The 16,186-nt window shown below is 73.0% G+C and carries 15 protein-coding genes and 2 pseudogenes; 11 read left to right on the top strand and 6 right to left on the bottom strand.

What is annotated here, in order from left to right; translation table 11 throughout:
- The first annotated feature begins 26 nt into the window (after positions 1-26).
- From OG207_RS07715 to OG207_RS07725, 3 genes are all read left to right on the top strand, one after another.
- Positions 27-1,301: a pyroglutamyl peptidase gene (locus OG207_RS07715; RefSeq protein ID WP_329097103.1), complete on the top strand. Its 1,275-nt coding sequence runs from the start codon at positions 27-29 to the stop codon at positions 1,299-1,301.
- Positions 1,302-1,501: 200 nt separating this feature from the next.
- On the top strand, positions 1,502-2,611 hold the full coding sequence (locus tag OG207_RS07720; RefSeq protein ID WP_329097105.1) for a mechanosensitive ion channel family protein: 1,110 nt from the start codon (positions 1,502-1,504) through the stop codon (positions 2,609-2,611).
- 156 nt (positions 2,612-2,767) lie between these two features.
- A complete protein-coding gene (locus OG207_RS07725) occupies positions 2,768-3,523 on the top strand; it encodes a DUF4118 domain-containing protein (RefSeq protein ID WP_329097107.1) in 756 nt (251 codons plus the stop codon).
- A gap of 7 nt (positions 3,524-3,530) precedes the next feature.
- On the opposite strand, the gene OG207_RS07730 is transcribed toward OG207_RS07725, so the two are convergent.
- The gene (locus OG207_RS07730) at positions 3,531-5,600 is read right to left on the bottom strand and encodes a SpoIIE family protein phosphatase (RefSeq protein WP_329097110.1); all 2,070 of its coding nucleotides are present in this window, start codon (positions 5,598-5,600) and stop codon (positions 3,531-3,533) included.
- Positions 5,601-6,182: 582 nt separating this feature from the next.
- Between OG207_RS07730 and OG207_RS07735 the strand changes: the two genes are divergently transcribed.
- Positions 6,183-6,632, top strand: coding sequence for a GNAT family N-acetyltransferase (locus OG207_RS07735; protein WP_329097112.1), 450 nt, complete (start codon positions 6,183-6,185; stop codon positions 6,630-6,632).
- 87 nt (positions 6,633-6,719) lie between these two features.
- On the opposite strand, the gene OG207_RS07740 is transcribed toward OG207_RS07735, so the two are convergent.
- The 4 genes from OG207_RS07740 to OG207_RS07755 all read right to left on the bottom strand — a co-directional run bounded on the left by OG207_RS07740 (position 6,720) and on the right by OG207_RS07755 (position 9,249).
- On the bottom strand, positions 6,720-7,472 hold the full coding sequence (locus OG207_RS07740) for an anti-sigma factor (protein ID WP_329097113.1): 753 nt from the start codon (positions 7,470-7,472) through the stop codon (positions 6,720-6,722).
- Positions 7,469-8,074: an ECF RNA polymerase sigma factor SigK gene (gene sigK / locus OG207_RS07745; RefSeq protein WP_402695555.1), complete on the bottom strand. Its 606-nt coding sequence runs from the start codon at positions 8,072-8,074 to the stop codon at positions 7,469-7,471. The genes OG207_RS07740 and sigK overlap by 4 nt, the downstream gene beginning before the upstream one ends.
- A gap of 244 nt (positions 8,075-8,318) precedes the next feature.
- Positions 8,319-8,738, bottom strand: coding sequence for an ATP-binding protein (locus OG207_RS07750; RefSeq protein ID WP_329097118.1), 420 nt, complete (start codon positions 8,736-8,738; stop codon positions 8,319-8,321).
- 127 nt (positions 8,739-8,865) lie between these two features.
- Positions 8,866-9,249 carry a hypothetical protein gene (locus OG207_RS07755; RefSeq protein WP_329097120.1) on the bottom strand — a complete coding sequence of 128 codons (384 nt, stop codon included), beginning with the start codon at positions 9,247-9,249 and terminating at the stop codon, positions 8,866-8,868.
- Between the two features lie 402 nt (positions 9,250-9,651).
- Here OG207_RS07755 and OG207_RS07760 point away from each other — a divergent pair, with 402 nt between their 5' ends.
- Complete coding sequence (locus OG207_RS07760) at positions 9,652-9,996, top strand: TOBE domain-containing protein (protein ID WP_329097122.1); 345 nt, start codon at positions 9,652-9,654, stop codon at positions 9,994-9,996.
- A gap of 18 nt (positions 9,997-10,014) precedes the next feature.
- Here the strand turns inward: OG207_RS07760 and OG207_RS07765 are convergent, their stop codons facing one another.
- Entirely contained in the window at positions 10,015-11,484 is a 1,470-nt protein-coding gene (locus OG207_RS07765; protein WP_329097124.1) for a PucR family transcriptional regulator, read from the bottom strand.
- 226 nt (positions 11,485-11,710) lie between these two features.
- On the opposite strand from OG207_RS07765, the pseudogene OG207_RS07770 reads away from it, so the two are divergent.
- The 6 genes and pseudogenes from OG207_RS07770 to OG207_RS07795 all read left to right on the top strand — a co-directional run bounded on the left by OG207_RS07770 (position 11,711) and on the right by OG207_RS07795 (position 16,166).
- Positions 11,711-12,534, top strand: a pseudogene (locus OG207_RS07770) (FAD binding domain-containing protein).
- Positions 12,531-13,388 (top strand): annotated as a pseudogene (locus tag OG207_RS07775) (2Fe-2S iron-sulfur cluster-binding protein); the annotation flags it as partial. The pseudogenes OG207_RS07770 and OG207_RS07775, both read left to right, overlap by 4 nt.
- A 56-nt stretch (positions 13,389-13,444) precedes the next feature.
- The gene (locus OG207_RS07780; RefSeq protein WP_329107477.1) at positions 13,445-13,681 is read left to right on the top strand and encodes a DUF2278 family protein; all 237 of its coding nucleotides are present in this window, start codon (positions 13,445-13,447) and stop codon (positions 13,679-13,681) included.
- Between the two features lie 204 nt (positions 13,682-13,885).
- Complete coding sequence (locus OG207_RS07785) at positions 13,886-14,521, top strand: ATP-binding cassette domain-containing protein (RefSeq protein ID WP_329097126.1); 636 nt, start codon at positions 13,886-13,888, stop codon at positions 14,519-14,521.
- Positions 14,518-15,396, top strand: a complete 879-nt coding sequence (locus OG207_RS07790) for a metal ABC transporter permease (protein ID WP_329097128.1) — start codon at positions 14,518-14,520, stop codon at positions 15,394-15,396. The genes OG207_RS07785 and OG207_RS07790 overlap by 4 nt, the downstream gene beginning before the upstream one ends.
- Complete coding sequence (locus OG207_RS07795; RefSeq protein ID WP_329097130.1) at positions 15,354-16,166, top strand: metal ABC transporter solute-binding protein, Zn/Mn family; 813 nt, start codon at positions 15,354-15,356, stop codon at positions 16,164-16,166. The genes OG207_RS07790 and OG207_RS07795 overlap by 43 nt, the downstream gene beginning before the upstream one ends.
- The last annotated feature ends 20 nt before the right edge of the window (positions 16,167-16,186 follow it).

Here is a 16,186-nt window from a genome sequence, read left to right on the forward strand (position 1 = left end):
GGGGCCGCTATGTAATGTCACATCGCATGATGCTCTTACGGCGTGCGGCGTCGGCCGCTGCCCTTCTCGCCACCGTCCTTCCCCTGGCTCTCACCTCGCCCGCGCACGCGGCCGACGGCTCCTCCGCGTGCCGCGCCTCCGCGTCCGTACCGCTGGACGCCGAACAGGCGCGGCTCTCGGACGCCCGCACCACGGCCCTCGTCGAGCGCGGCGGGTTCGCGGACTTCGTGCGGCGGTTCCCCGCCGCGCTGTGCGCGACCCGCAGCCCCGCCGAGGCCGACCGGCTGGTCACCGACTGGGGCGAGGCACTGTGGCAGGCCTCCGTACGGCGGGCCCAGGGGCAGCGGCCCGGCGGCGACCTCGCCCCCGGGGACGACCGGCCGCTGTACTGGGCGCGGCTCGGCATGACCGCCGCACTCGCCCGCTGGCAGCCGGAGTTCACCGCCGACCGGGCCGCGCTCCGCGCCCGCTTCGAGGACGCCTCCCGGGGCCTGACGAACAACGCCTTCCGCACCGCGCCCGGCGTGCGGCGCGTCTTCATCAGCGGGTTCGACCCCTTCGGGCTCGACGCCGAGATCCGCCGCGCCAACCCGTCGGGGTCGGCCGCCCTCCAGCTCAACGGACGGCGTGTGACCCTCGCCGACGGCACCCCCGCCGAGATCCGCGCCGTCGTCCTCCCCGTGCGGTACGCCGACTTCGACGCCGGCATGGTGGAGCGGGCGTTCGCCCCGCGCCTGGCCGGCGGCCCCGCCGCCGCCGACGTCATCACCACCGTCAGCCAGGGTTACCCCGGCATCTTCACCCTGGAGGACTGGGCGGGACGGGCCCGGTCCGCCGACCCGTACCCCGACAACGTGCGCGCCCTGTCCGGCGGCACCCGCGAGCACCCGGTGACCGCCCCCGGCCTCGGCCCGGGCCCGGAGTTCATCCGCACCACGCTCCCCGCGGGCGCCGTCACCGGCGCCGTGCAGAGCCCGTACCCCGTCCTCCTCAACAGCGACGTGACCGAGATCCCGGCCGGCGGCACGACCCCCGTCGACCGGACCGCCGGCCCGACCCCCGGCTCACGGGCCGTGGCGGGCGGCGGGGGCGGCTACCTGTCCAACGAAGTGGCCTACCGCTCCAACCGGCTGCGCGCCGAACTCGCCCCGCACCTGCCCGGGGGCCACCTCCACACCCCGGTGCTCACCGGCTTGCCGGCCGACCCCCAGCAGCTGACCGGCCCCGAGTTCGAACGCAACGAGAGCGCGATAGCGGCCGAGGTCCGCGCGGTCCTCGAACACGCCGCCGCGCGGCGGTAGCGGCAGCCCCGCCTGCGGTGCGTCCTGCTGCCATGGGGCAGGATGGCAGCCCGTTCCGGATGCGCACACGCGCCCGAACGCGGCTTCACGCACGACGAACTGACAGGTGACAAGGTGACGACACACCCACACCCCATACGACGGCCGGCAGCTCCCGTCGCCACTCCCCCGGGCCGGCGCGGCGCACCGGAGGAGGTCCGTTGAACCGGGATCTCGTCCTGCACGACTGGCTGGTCGCCGGGATCGCGCTGGCGGCGGGCGCCGCGGCCGGACTGCTGCTGCGCGCCCTCCTGCGCTGGCTGGGCCGGCACGCCGAGCGGACCCGGTGGCGGGGGGACGACATCATCGTCGACGCGCTGCGCACCATCGCGCCCGGGGCCGCACTGATCGCGGGCGCGGCGGTGGCCGCCACGACCCTGCCGCTCACCGCGCGCGTCTCGGGGTTCGTGAACCAGTCGCTGACCGCGCTGCTCATCCTCATCGCCACGCTCAGCGCGGCGCGGGTCGTCGCGGGCCTCGTCCAGTCCGTGGCGGGATCGCGCACCGGGGTGGCCGCATCGGCGTCCATCTTCGTCAACATCACGCGGATCGTGGTCCTCGTGATGGGCGTGCTCGTCGCCCTGGAGACCCTCGGCGTGTCCATCGCGCCGCTGGTCACCGCCCTCGGAGTCGGCGGTCTGGCGGTGGCCCTGGCTCTCCAGGACACCCTCGCCAACCTCTTCGCCGGCGTGCACATCCTCGCCTCGAAGACCGTGCAGCCCGGTGACTACATCCGGCTCACCAGCGGCGAGGAGGGTTACGTCGTCGACATCAACTGGCGCAACACCGTGGTCCGCAACCTGTCGAACAACTTGGTCATCATCCCCAACGGGCGTCTCGCGCGCACCAACATGACCAACTTCACCCAGCCCGAGGCGCAGTTCTCGATCCTGGTCCAGGTGGGAGTGGGCTACGAGAGCGATCTGGAGCACGTCGAGCGGGTGACCCTCGACGTGGTCGGCAAGGTGATGGCGCACGTGGACGGCGCGGACCCCGCCCACGAGGGGGCCGTCCGCTTCCACACGTTCGCGGACTCCCGGATCAACTTCACGGTGATCCTGGGCGTCGGCGAGTTCAGCGACCAGTACCGGATCAAGCACGAGTTCATCAAGCGCCTGCACGAGCGGTTCCGGACGGAGGGCATCTCGATCCCCGCTCCGACGCGTACGATCGAGCTCCACCGGGACGAACCGCGTGCGCCGTTGTCATCGCACGCACCGGTCCCGCACCAGCGCGATTCGTCGGCGCTGCTCCCGGACGGCGGCCGGTAGGCCCGAAGCGGCCGGAGGCCCGGGGCCGTGGGCAAAATCCGCGTGCGGTACGTCAAGACCTCGCCAGGGCGGGTGGCTCCGCCCCTCGCCCTGGGCAGTCTGCCCGTGAACATCTGGCTCTGGTTGAGATCGTCACTTCCGGACGGGAGGCATCACATGCCCGGGTACCGACTCCACGACCGTGCCGCGCTGTTCGGGGCCCTGGTGGTGCCCCTCCTCGTGGCGCTCGCGCTCGTCCCCTTCCGCACCTGGCTCTCCCCGGCGAACGGGGCCCTGGTCCTGGTCGTCGCCGTGGTCGCGATCGCCGCCTCGGGCACCCGGGCCGCCGCGGCCGTGGCGGCGCTCTCCGCGACCACCTGGTTCGGCCTGCTCCTCCTCGCCCGGCCCTACGAGCGCTTCACCCTCGCCGACCGGGACGAGATCCAGACGGCCGTCCTGTTGCTGGCCGTCGGGCTGATCGTCGCCCAACTGACTGCACGGACACGCAGGTTGGAGGCGGTCGTGGCCACCGGCGCCGCGCACCTGTCCAGCCTCCAGGGCACCGCCCGGCTGACCGAGCAGGGCGGCTCGCCGGACGCGGTGGTCGAGTACGTCCGCCGGGAGCTCATCGGCCTGCTGGGGCTGCGCGGCTGCCGCTTCGAGTACGGAACCCTGATCGGGCACCGACCGCGGCTGGAGCACGACGGCGGCCTGTGGCTGCGCCGCGGTGGCGAGGTCACCGGGTACGCCGACTGGCCGCACGGCGAGATCGAGCTGCGGGTCGTCGGGGGCGGGCACTATTACGGGCGCTTCCTCCTCGCTCCCTTTCCCGGCCACCGCCTGCCGCCGGAGGACGCCCGCTCGGTGGCGCTCGCCCTGGCCGCGCTGGCGGGAGCCGCACTGGACACGGCCGGTGTGTCCCACCGCGGCTGAGCCCCGCTCATGGGGCGTCGCGGTGAACGCGGGCCAGGATCAGGACCGTGTCGTCGGTCGGCGGCTCGGGCAGCAGGCCGGCCAGGACGCGGTCCGCCATGTCCTCCAACGGCTCGCTGCGGCCGCCCAGTTCGGCGCGCAGGGCGTCCAGGCCCACCTCGATGTCCCGCCCCCGGGCCTCGATGAGGCCGTCCGTGTACAGGGCGAGCGTGGCGTTCTCGGGCAGTTCGATCTCGGTGGTCCGGAACGGGGCGCCGCCGACGCCCAGGGGGACCCCGAGGACCTCGCCAATGGTCTGCACCGTGCCGTCCGGCCGGAGCACCAGGGGCGGCGGGTGGCCGGCACTGGCGATGCGGGCGCGTCCACTGCGCGGGTCGTAGACGAGGTAGAGGCAGGTCGCCAGCTCGATGCCGGCCTCCTGGGCGCACGCGTCGAGTTCGGTGAGCAGGTCGGCGGGCTCGCTGTCGTGGCGGGCCAGGGCCTTGGTGGTGATGCGCAGGTAGCCCATGGCCGCGGCCGCGTCCACTCCGTGCCCCATCACGTCGCCCACGACCAGGACGACCCGACCGTCGGGCAGGTTGATCACGTCGTACCAGTCACCGCCGACCTCGGTAATCCGGCTGCCGGGCACGTAGCGGTGGGCGACGTCCACGTACGGGGTGACCGCCAGCGCCGTGGGCAGCAGGGCCCGCTGCAGCGTGAGGGCGATGTCCTGGACCCGGCTGTAGAGGCGGGCGTTGTCCAGGCAGATCGCGGCGCGCGAGGCGAGTTCGCTGGCCAGGCTGACGTCCTCCTCGGCGAACGGCGGACGGGCGGCGGACCGGCCGAACATGGCGATGCCCTGGACGGTGCCCCGGGCGATGAGCGGAGCGACGAGGATGCAGGCCACCCCGCTCTCGCCCATGATCTTCGTGCGTGACTCGGTGACGACGGTGCGGGCCAGGAACTCCTCGTCCACCACGGCCGAGATGGCGCGGCCGGTGCTCAGCATGTCGTGGATGACGGAGCCCGGCGGGTACCGCACCTTCTCCACCCCGCTCACGAGTTCGACGGCCGGAGCGGGCAGGGTCGTCCCGGAGGCGATGCGACGGGTGAACAGCGGACGCCCCGGGTCAAAGTCCTCGGTCTCGTCCATCCACTCCACGATCTCGACCACGGAACCGTCGCAGAAGTCCGGCATCGACGCGTCGACGAGCTCCTGGGCGGTGAGGTTGACGTCCAGGGTGGTCCCGATCCGGGTGGAGGCCCCGTCGAGGAGGGCCAGCCGGCGACGGCTGGCGGTGGCTTCCAGGATGGCCCGTTCCCGGTCCGTCACGTCGATCATCAGCCCGCCCACGCCGGATCGGGTCCCGACCGCCCGACTCAGCGGGAAGAAGCTGACGGACCGGACCTGGTCGCGGTCCGGATGCCCGCGCGGGCGCACCCCGACCAGGGTCCCCACCACGGGTGCTCCGCCCTGCGCGACGGCCCGCAGCATGCGCTCGTACTCACCGCCGTCCGACATGATCATGATGTCGTCCATGCGCCGCCCCAGGTGGGCTTCGATCGGCAGGCCGTCCATGTCGGCGAGCGCCTGGTTGAGGTGGATGTACCGCAGGTCCTCGTCGATCATGACCAGCCCGATGGGGCAGGTCTCGAAGAGGGCGTCGAGGAAGGCGAGGTTGGTCTTGACCCGGTCGAGTTCGTCGCTGCGGCTCGACAGGACCATCACCACCGAGGGACCGCCGGATCCGGTGACGGAGAAGGACCGGAAGCCGCAGTCGAAGGCCGTGCCGTCGCGGTGCCGGGCGGTCAGCCTGCCCCGCCAGTAGCCCTGCGTACGCCCCTGCTCCGTCAGTCGGGCGCACGATGCGGACGTGCCGCTGCGGGAGGCGTCGGCGAAGAGGAGGGCGCCGGGCCGGGTGAGGACGGCGCCGGGTTCGTACCCGAAGAGGTCACGGGCGCCGGGTCCCCAGTAGCAGACGTGGTCGTGCTCGTCGATGCCGAGGACGGCCACGGGCACGCGCTCGAGCAGCGACCCCGGCTCGGACCAGATCGGGCCGTGGGTTTCCTCGCCCCCCGGCCGAGCCGATGGCACGAGACGTCCCCTTCCGCACGCCGTTCTCCCCACATCATCGTCCGGACGCGCCGTACGGGCACGCCGGGCGGCGCGCGGCAGCCCGGGACGACCGCTTCGCGGGGGCCCGCGCCGTCGTCCACGCGACCCCACGGAAGGTGAACCCGCATGGGCAAGATGAATCTCCAGCTTCAACTGGCATCTGCCACCAGAAAAAACACATTCACCTCTTGGATGATCCACCGTAACGACACGACGCGCACCGGCCCGATTCCGTGCCCTGGACCAAGTGCCGCCCCGGGGCAGCTCCTGGTTGACTGGCCGTGGCCACCATCCTCCGGACCGCTTGGCGGCTCTCGCGGTCACGGTGGCCTGGCCCACGAAGCTCCTGCGCGCCGACAGCGGTGTTCGGCGCGCGGGGCTTCGCCGGCCGCACCCGTACATCGTGGCGCTGAGCCGGCCCGCGTTTCGACACCGCGGCACCTGCCGGGACCGCCGGGCTCCAGCATGATCGGTGCTCTGCGCCGGAGCGGCGGCGCACACGTCCCGCTCCGCTCCGCTCCGTTCCGTTTCGCCTTCCTTCGATCACGGGAGTCCAGCCCCATGTCCGACATCAGCGTGCGTTCCGTGCGGGACGGCGATTTCGCCCAGTGGCGCGCCCTCTACCAGGGCTACGCCGACTTCTACGGGGTTGAGCAGACCGAGGAGGCGGCCGCCACGGTCTGGTCCTGGGTGACCGACCCCGGCCACGAGGTGGGCGCCCTGGTGGCCGAGGACACGGGGGGCCGGCTGCTGGGCCTCGCCCACTACCGTCCCTTCGCGCGCCCGCTCTCCGCGACGGTGGGCTGCTTCCTCGACGACCTGTTCGTGGCACCGCAGCACCGCGGTTCGGGCGCCGCCGACCTCCTGCTCGGCGCGCTGCGCGAGCTCGCGGCCGAGCGCGGTTGGAGCGTGGTCCGCTGGATCACCGCCGATGACAACCACCGGGCGCGTTCCAAGTACGACCAGGTCGCCAAGCGGACCATGTGGGTCACGTACGACATGACCCCGTGAGCCCGAGCTGCGTCCGCACCCTCCGGGTCCATCAGGAGGGCCTTGCCCACGCATTGCCCGAGCCCTGTAGCCGTTGGCGGCGCGCTGTCAGGCGGGGAGGTCCATCAGGAGCAGCGGGGTCGTGGTGGGTCGTGGGGATCCTCCGGCGGGTTCGACGGTGAGGCCGATCGCACCGGCGTCGACGGTGTCGCCGTCGATGAGGACGGTGCCGTCCCGGTGGATGAAACCGGCCGGGCGCATGGTGCCGTCGTGGTCCAGCCACAGCTGGTAGGTCGTGCCGGCGACGGGCGCGGGCAGTCCGCCGGCGGTGAAGACGGCCTTGTTGCGCAGAGCCGAGGTGACGACGGTGGCGGCGGCTCCGTTGCTGGTGCGGCCGTGGGCCGCGCGGGCGTCGGGAGCGGCCAGGACCACGCTGACGTCGTCGAGGCGCTGCTCGATCTGCCGGGCCTGCTGTTCGTAGTGGCGGCTCTCCTGGCTCTGCCAGGCGGCCAGGCCCGCGAACAGGGCCGCGGCGGCCACGCTCGCGGCCACGGCGAACAGGCCGGCCTTGCGGCGCAGCGCGCCGCGCAGCGGGACCGGGGAGACGGGGGTGGAGGTCCGGGGCGGGAGTTGGCGCACGCCCTCGACGGCTGCCAGCGTCCGCTGCTTCATCGAGGCGGGCGGCGGCTGGGCCACGGCGGCGGCCAGCCGGGCGGCGGTGGCCTGGAACCCGGCGACCTCCAGGCGGCACTCCTCGCACCGGGAGAGGTGGTCGGTGAACGGCTCGCGTTCGCCGGCGTCCAGTGCGTTCAGTGCGTAGGCGGCGGTGAGGGCGTGGGTGTCGGACCGGTGCTGGTTCATGTGGTCACCCCCATGCAGTCGCGGAGCCGGATGAGTCCGTCGCGCATGCGCGTCTTGACGGTGGGCAGCGGCGCGTGGAGGACTTCGGCGACCTCGCGGTAGGTCAGGCCCTGGTAGTAGGCCATGGTCACCGCCTGGCGCTGGAGTTCGGTGAGACCGTGCAGGCAGCGGCGGACTTGCTCGCTGTCCAGGCGGATCTCGACCTGTTCGGCCACCTCGTCGAACGCCGTCCGGTGCTCGCGGGCGGCCTGCGCGCGTTCCCGGTCGGCGGACGCCTGGGCGGAGCGGACCCGGTCCACGGCCCGCCGGTGGGCGATCGTCGCCGCCCATGTGGTGACGGCGCCGGATTCGGGGCGGTAGCGGGCGGCCTGCCGCCACAGGTCGATCATGACCTCTTGGGCGACCTCCTCGGACTGCGCCCGGTCGCGCACGACTTTGACCACGACCCCGAAGACCAGCGAGGCGAGGGCGTCGTACAGGACGGAGAACGCCTCTTTGTCGCCGTGGGCGACCTGCCGCATGACCTCGGAGAGGTCGGTGCGGTCAGTGCGGTCGGTGCGGCTGCCGGTGGGGTCGGCACCGGAGGGGCTCGGCTCGTTCACGGGGCGGGCTCCGGCCGTGGGGACCAGACGCAGGGGCGGCCGGGGGCGGCCGGCCGGGGGCGGGGTGTCCATCGCATGGTGGTCCTTGTCCGGAGAGCAGCGGCCGGACCGCAGCGCAGGGCGGTGCGGGCCACAGGTCCAGGGGATGGGTCTGATGGTTCTTCGTAGCGGAGGCGCGGGCGGATGGGAGGGCGTTCGCGCTCCGGGACGGGGCCCGGTTCCCTCGTTCGAGGGAACCGTCGGGTCAGCCGTCCCGCCAGGTGATCACTGCGATGACCTGCTTGCCGCGCGGCGAGCGGCTGACGAAGAGGTCCGCGCCGAGCGCCCGGACGATCTGCAGGCCCCGCCCCCGGGTGTCGTCGGTCCCGTGGCCGTCGCCCCGCTGGGGCAGGGAGAGCGAGCCGTCGCTGACGCAGATGCCGGCCCGGCCGCGGTCCAGGCTGATCGTGAGCGCGTACGGGGGCATGGCGTGCCGGACCGCATTGGTGGCGAGCTCGGACGCGATGAGCAGGATGTCGCAGGCGGTCTCTTGTGGGCAGCGCACGGGGTGCAGGGCCAGGGTGCGCGCGGCGCTGCGGCGGGCCTCCCCGGCGGCCTGCGGCCCTGAGGGCAGGGGGTGGTGCACGGTCCTCGGCCGCGCCGGGGATGCGATTGCGGTGTCCATGACGGTTCCTCGCTGTGCGAGCGGCCCCGGTGGCTCCGGGCCGGTCCGGGGGCCGGGTACGGACGGGGTTCCGGGGCGGTGACCCCGGAACCCCTGTGCGCCGGGTCGGCGCTACGGCGCCGGCGCGTTACCACTTGCTGTGGCAGTTCCAGTGGCCGGGAACCCAGTGCTTCGAGTGACCCTTGCCCCACCAGCCGTCGTGCCAGTTGCCGTGGTGGTCGCGGTAGCCCTCGTGCCAGGTGCCGTGGTGCCACTTGGATTCCCAGTGGCCCTTCACCCAGGTGCACCGGTCATGGCGGTCCCACCGGTTGTGGCGGTCGTGGCGGTCCTGGCGGTCCCACCGGTGGTCGCGATCACGATCACGGTCGCCGGTGAGCGTCGAGCTCACCGTGGCGGACGCTGCCGGGGCGGCGTTCGCGGTGCCGGAGAGGCCCAACAGCGAGCCGCCGGCCAGCAGCCCGGCGGACGCGGTCCCGACGAGCAGGCGCCGTGTGCGCAGCGAACCGGTCATCGCACTCACCTCCTTCCTTTCATCGGACAGTCGGTTCAGCGGCCCCTCACCCTCAGGAGCCTCACCAGGGATTCGCCACGAACAGGGTGAGGGATTGGAAAAACCTCATATGTACATAAAACCCTTCGATACAAGAACGACCGCCACCTGCCAGCAAGCACGACATCTGCTGGGCAGAGCCATCGGAGCCGGCGCAGACGGGCACCGCCGTCCGGGGCCCCGGTCCGGCCAGTGCCGCCCGGCTCCGCACCCGCAGCCGCAGCCGCAGCCGCAGCCGAGCCACCGTCCCGGGTGCCTCGCCGTTCGCGGCCGGAGCGGCACCGCCTATGCTGCGGGCGTGCCGTCGTACTCCGTGGGCGTTGCCGCCCAACTGCTGCGCGTGAGCCCCGAAACCGTCCGCCGGTGGGCGGAGACGGGCCGACTGCCGGCCGACTGCCGGCCGACCGCGGTCCGGACGGTTCCCGGGCCGTCGACGGCGTGGTCCTCGCCGCCTTTGCCGCGGAACGGGCCGCCGGAATGCACCCGTTGCCGCGCAACACCACCCCGACCTCCGTACGGAACTCCTTCGCCGGCATCGTCACCGCCGTCCGGCTCGACGACGTGGCGGCCCGGGTGGAGATCCAGTCCGGGCCGCACCACGTGGTGTCCGTGGTGACCAGGGAGTCGGTCGAGCGGCTCGGCATCACGGTCGGCTCGACCGTCACGGCCCGGGTGAAGTCCACCGAGGTCCACATCGCACTTCCGTAGGCCCCCGCCCCGGAACGGTCATGCACAGCGCAGCGCCGCGTACAGGTCCAACTTGTGGTCGAGGCGCGACAGGTCACGGCCCGTCAGGACCTCCACCCGCTCGATCCGGTAGTGCACCGTGTTCACGTGCAGGTGGAGCGCCTCCGCCGTACGGGCCCAGGAGCAGTTGTTGGCCAGGAAGACCTCCAGCGTCTCCCGCAGCATGCCGTCCCCGAGCGCCCCCAGCGTCCGCGTCCCGTGCACCGTCCGGACCTCCGGCGGGATCCCCGCCATCAGCTCCCCGAGGGTGTCCAGCTGTTCGACCCCGCGCACCGGGACCGCCCCGTCCGCCGAGGTCAGCGCGAACCGGGCCTGGCTGAGCGAGGCGCGCAGCCCCTCCAGGCCCTCGGCCCGGGTACCGAGGCCCAGCCGGAGCTCCGGCTGCGGTCCGCCGCACTGCTGGAGCATCGGCCACACCGCGCGCAGCGCACCGACCGCGTCGGTCGCGCACGCCGGGTCCTCGTGCAGCACCGCGACCGACCGCCCCACGGCGTACGTGGCGTTCTCCAGGTGGCGCAGGCCCTCCGCCAGGGCGTCGCCCGAGGTCGCCGCCAGGACCCGGTACGCGCCTCCGACGGGCAGCCCGGCGCCGGCGAGCGCCTCCTCCAGGGCTCCGGTGTCGGCCGGGGCGGGGCCGGCGGGCGTCGCTTCCAACACGCCGATCAGCTCCTGCCCGGCCAGCCGCTCCGCGGCGAGCCGGCGGGTCTGCCCGCTCCGACTCTGGGCGAGCACCTCGGCGATCTCGTGGAGCACCCGCGGGGGCGCCGCGTCCGGGTCGGGCACGTGCAGCTGCCAGGCGTCGTACGGGGAGCTCTCGGTCTCGATGCGCAGCCAGACCCCGCCGCGCGCGGAGGCGGCCGACGCCTGCCGGGCGGGCAGCTCGGGGGCGGACGGCGTACGGGCCACCGTGCGGCCGCTGGCGGTGAGCAGGTAGCAGGACACCCGGCCGAGGTGCGCGCACGCCCGGTCCAGGAGTTCGTCCGGGCCGGCCCCCGCCTCCACGAGCCGGCTCAGCTCGCCGCGCACGTTCTCGGGGAGGGCGAAGAGCCGGGTCGGACGGCGGCTCAGGTCGCCCCACTGGCGCAGGTACACGGCTTCGGTCACGGCCCGGAAGCTGGTGCGCGCGGGAACGGCCAGCAGCGGCACCCGGTGGCTCCGGCAGGCGGCGAGGACTTCGTCCGGGACCCTGCCGTGGGTCTCCTCCCCGGCCAGCAGCGCCGTGGCTCCGGCGTCGGCGAGCGCGCCGACGAAGCGGTCCGCCTTGGCCGCGTCACCCTCGGCCCACCACACCAGCCCGCTCAGCACGAGCTCCCCCGGCCCCAGGAAACGGCCGGACTCCTCCAGGTCGGTGGCGGTGACGCCGGCGACCTCCTGGCCGAGAAGGGCTTCCTCGCCCCAGAGCAGGTTGAGTCCGAGGCTGTCGAGCTGGAGCAGGTCGAGGACGTGCATGACGGGGACTCCTTGCGGTGGGCGGACGCCCACATTCGCGAGGTGAATAGAGGCTGAGCCATCGTAAATGCAAGGTGAAGCACCCGATAGGCCTCTTGATTGATCCTCCAGGAGGGAGGGTTTCGGGCTCGTCCGATTCCGTGGCCGGGACCAGTCGTTTCACCCCCGCTCCCGTTGCTTCACTGGCTGAAACCCCCTGTCAGGCCAGAAAGGCTCGTGGCGCGAATTGGATCTCAACACGGTGCTCGACGTGCGCGACGCCCGCCGCCGCGAACCCTGGCGTCCGGGCGACGCCTGGCTCGGCGGCGGCACGTACCTCTTCTCCGAGCCCCAGCCGCACATCCGCCGCCTCGTCGACCTCTCCCGCATGGGCTGGCCGCCGCTGTCCTGGCAGCCCGACGGCTCCCTCGACATCGCCGCGACCTGCACGATCACCGAGCTCTCGCGGTTCGCCCGGACCCTGCCGACCACGGCCGCCCCGCTCTTCGAGCAGTGCTGCCGGGCCTTCCTCGCCAGCTTCAAGATCTGGAACATGGCGACCGTCGGCGGGAACCTCTGCAACGGGCTCCCCGCCGGTCCGATGGTCTCCCTCACGGCCGGCCTGGACGGCACCGTCTTCCTGCTGGGCCAGGACGGCGCCACCCGCCGGATGCCCGTCACCGAGTTCATCCTCGGCGCCGGCGTGAAGGACCTGCGCGAGGGCGAGCTGCTGCGGTCCGTGCGGCTGCCCCCGAACGCGCTGGACTCCCGTACGGCCTTCCGCCAGGCGTCCTCTACGGGCTCGGGCGCTCCGGCGCGCTGGTCATCGGCGCCCACGACCCCGCCGACGGCTCCCTCGCCATGACGGTCTCCGCCGCCACCACCCGCCCCTTCCGCTTCTGGTTCGCGCTGCCGCCCACGGCCGCCGAACTGCGCGGGGCGATCGACGGCGCCGTCCGGCCCGACGAGTGGTTCGACGACATCCACGGGCTGCCGGAATGGCGGCGCCACATGGCCCTGCGCCTGGCCGAAGAGATACGCCGCGAGCTCACCACCGAGGACCACCGATGACGTACGAGATCGAAATCAACGAGCGGCGCTTCGACACCGAGCCGCGGGCCGGCCAGTGCCTGCGCACCTACCTGCGCGAACGCGGCTGGTTCGGCGTGAAGAAGGGCTGTGACCAGGGCGACTGCGGGGCCTGCACGGTCCACGTCGACGGGCAGCCGGTGCACAGCTGTCTCTACCCGGCCGTCCGGGCCGAGGGCCGCAGCGTCACCACCGTGGAGGGCCTGGCCCGCTGTGGCGGCGAGCTCCACCCGGCCCAGCAGCAGTTCCTGGACGCCCAGGGCTTCCAGTGCGGCTTCTGCACCGCCGGTTTCCTGATGACCACCGCCGCCCTCCAGGCGGAGGAGGGCACCGCCCACGACGACGGCAAGCTCCAGGACCTCCCGCGCGCCTTCAAGGGCAACATCTGCCGTTGTACGGGATACCGGGCCATCGAGGACGCGGTGCGCGGGGTCAAGCACACCGAGGCCCCGGAGCCCGGGCAGGCCGTGGGCAGGTCCCTGGGCGCCCCCGCCGGCCCCCTCGTCGTCACCGGCACCGCCCGCTACACCTGCGACGTCGAGGTGCCCGGGCTGCTGCACATGAAGCTGTTGCGCTCCCCGCACCCGCACGCCCGCATCGTCGACATCGACACCAGGGACGCCCTCCAGGTCCCGGGCGTGCACGCGGTCCTCACCCACCACGACTCCCCCGACCGGCTGTACTCGTCCGCCCGCCACGAGCACCCGACCGAGGACCCGATGGACACCCGCGTCCTGGACGACGTGGTCCGCTTCGTGGGCCAGCGCGTGGCGACCGTCGTCGCCGACAGCAAGGAGGGCTGCCGCCGGGTGGTCGTCACGTACGAGGAGCTGCCGCGTCGCCTCCCTGGACCTCGGGTTCCAATGTCGAGGCGGCCACCGCCTTCGAGCCGATCCTCGCCGTCGGACGGCCGGTCCTGGTCTTCGGCGAACCGTTCGACACCGGGCTGGGCGTCCACAACATCCACCAGAACCAGGGCGACGCGTACGGCAGCCAGTGGTGGCCCGAGAACGGCATCTGGCAGGACGGCGCGACCATGACCCGCCGCCCCGACGGCCGCTACGACGTGTTCCTCAACAAGTTCTCCGGCCAGAAGGACCACACGGACGCAGCCGGCCACCCGATCTGAACCCGGTCCGGATCCGCCTCGCCCCGGACCTGCTCCCGTCTCCCGCAGCCTCGCCCGGCCTCGCTCCGGCCGCCGTCCGGGTCGGCGGTTGCGGGCCCCGACGGAATCGATCCCGGACCGGCGGGAACCCGGGGCGCCCTCCGTCCGACTACTGCCACGTGGGAGGCAGATCCTCGCCTTCCCCCGCGGCGGAGGAGGCGTGAGATGGGCGGACTGGATGTGCGCATGCGGGAGGTCGTGTGCCGGCACGGCCGGGTGGAGGCCGTCTCGGACGTCGATCTGGAGATCGCCGCCGGCGAGCGCGTGGCCCTGACCGGCACCAACGGTTCGGGCAAGACGACGCTGCTGCGCGCCGTGCTCGGTCTGCACCGTCAGACGACGGGCTCGATCCTGGTCGGCGGCCGGGAGGGCCGGTCGCCCGCCGAGTGGGCCTGGCGGCGCCGGGCCTGCGCATGGATCCCGCAGAAGCCGGCCGCCGGCCGCTTCCCCCTGCTCGGCGCCGAACTGCTGGCCGCCAGCAACGCTCCGGCGGAAGCGACCGAGGCCGCGGAGCGGCTCGGCGTGGGTCCGCTCGTCGGGCGGCCCCTGCACACCCTCTCCGGCGGCCAGTTGCAGCGGATGTACCTCGCCCGGGCGATCGGCTGCATCGCCGCGGGAGCCGAGCTGCTCCTGGCGGACGAGCCGACCGCCGCCCTCGACTTCGACGGGCAGTCGGAGGCCGCGGACGTCCTCACCTCCCTGCCGGTGACCCTCATCGTGGTGACGCACGACCGGGCGCTGGCGGACCGCTGCGACCGGGTGCTGGAGATGGCCGCGGGCCACCTGCGGGAGGTCCGGTGAACCTCGCCGTGCACCTGGCCACCGCCGACCTCGGCCAACTGCTTCAGCTGCTGCCAGTACAACGGGCCGGCGCGGCCCTGCTGCTGGCCGCGATCGGCCTGCCGGTCATCGGCGTGATCATCGTCGGGCTCGACATCATGCCGGTGCGGTTCGCGATGATGCACGTCGCCCTGCTGGGCATCGCCGTCGGATTGCTCACCGGACTCGACCCCATGTTGTGCGCGCTGGTGGCCTGCGCGCTGGCCGGCGCGGGCGTGGCCCCGCTCGCCCGGACCCCCGACGGCTTGTCGGGGGCGATGGGCCTGCTGATGAGCCTGGCCATCGCGGCGGCGCTGCTCCTGCTGGCCGTGTCGGGGGTCAACGCATCAGGGGCCTTCGCCCTGTTGTGGGGGTCGATCCTCTCGGTGGGCACGGCCGACCTCGTCGTCCTGGGCGTGCTGGCCGTCGTCGTACCGGGCCTGTTCTGGTGGCGGCGGCGCGAGATCGGCCTGTTGCTGTACGACCGCGAGCTCGCCCAGTGTTCCGGCGTACCGGTGCGGGCGCTGACCGCCGCACTGCTGGTCCTGGTCGCCATCGCGGTCGCCGGGGCGATCAAACTGACCGGCGCGCTGCTCGTCGACGCCCTGACCCTGCTGCCCGCACTCGCCGCCCGCCGCCTGGGCAGCTCACTGAAGTCGATCACTTTCTGGGCGGTCGGCATCGGCGTGGCGGTGAATCTGACGGGGTTCCTGCTGGCCCTGTGGCTGGACTGGCCGCCCGGCCCGGTCCTCGTCCTGACCGCGGGGGCACTGGTCCTCGCGGTGCATTTCATACCCGAACGGAGAATCAGCTCATGGCGCGCACCCGCGTCCGTATCCCTTCCCTCCTCGCACTGAGCGCGGCGCTCGCTCTGACCGCCGCCTGCGGCAACAACCCTTCCCCCCAGGACGCGAAGTCCCAGGACGGCGCGCAGCCGCAGGCCAAGAAGCCGGTCGTGGTCGTCACCACCACCTGGGAGGGCGCCTTCGCCAAGGCCGCGGGCGCCGAGGACGTCAAGGTCATCGTGCCGCAGTCCGTCCACCACGCCCCGGACTACGACCCCAAGCCGTCGGACCTCGCCGCCGTGGCCAAGGCCGACTTCGTGCTCTACGCGCCCTTCGAGCCGTACGCCGCGAAGATCAAGGAGGCCGCGGGCTCCAAGGCGAAGCTGGTCGAGGTGGAACTCGACAACGATCCCACCAAGGTGTCCGCCGAAGTCGCCCGGCTCGCCGGCCTGTTCGGCACCCCCGAGGCCGCCACGCAGTGGAAGACCGGCTTCGACACCGAGTACTCGAAGCTGAACAAGGACGTCCAGGCCTCCTGGCCGGGCGGCAAGGCCCCCTCCGTCGTCAGCCAGGTCTTCACCACCTGGGCCGCAAAGCTCGCGGGCGCCACCCCCGTGGGCACCTACGGCCCCGAGGCCGTGACCCCGGCGCAGCTGGCCGAACTCGCTGCGAAGAAGCCGGAACTGGTGCTCGACAACGCGCACATGTCCACCGGCACGGTGCTGCCCGACTCCGGCGCCAAGCAGGTGAAGATCGTCAACTATCCGGGCGAGGATCTGGACCTGCTGGCGGTCTACCGCAACGCCGCGGCCGAGCTGAAGAAGGCCATGGGCGGCTCCTGAGCACGACACCGGCCCCCGCA

The sequence above is a fragment of the Streptomyces sp. NBC_01439 genome (assembly GCF_036227605.1).
Classification (GTDB): Bacteria; Actinomycetota; Actinomycetes; order Streptomycetales; family Streptomycetaceae; genus Streptomyces.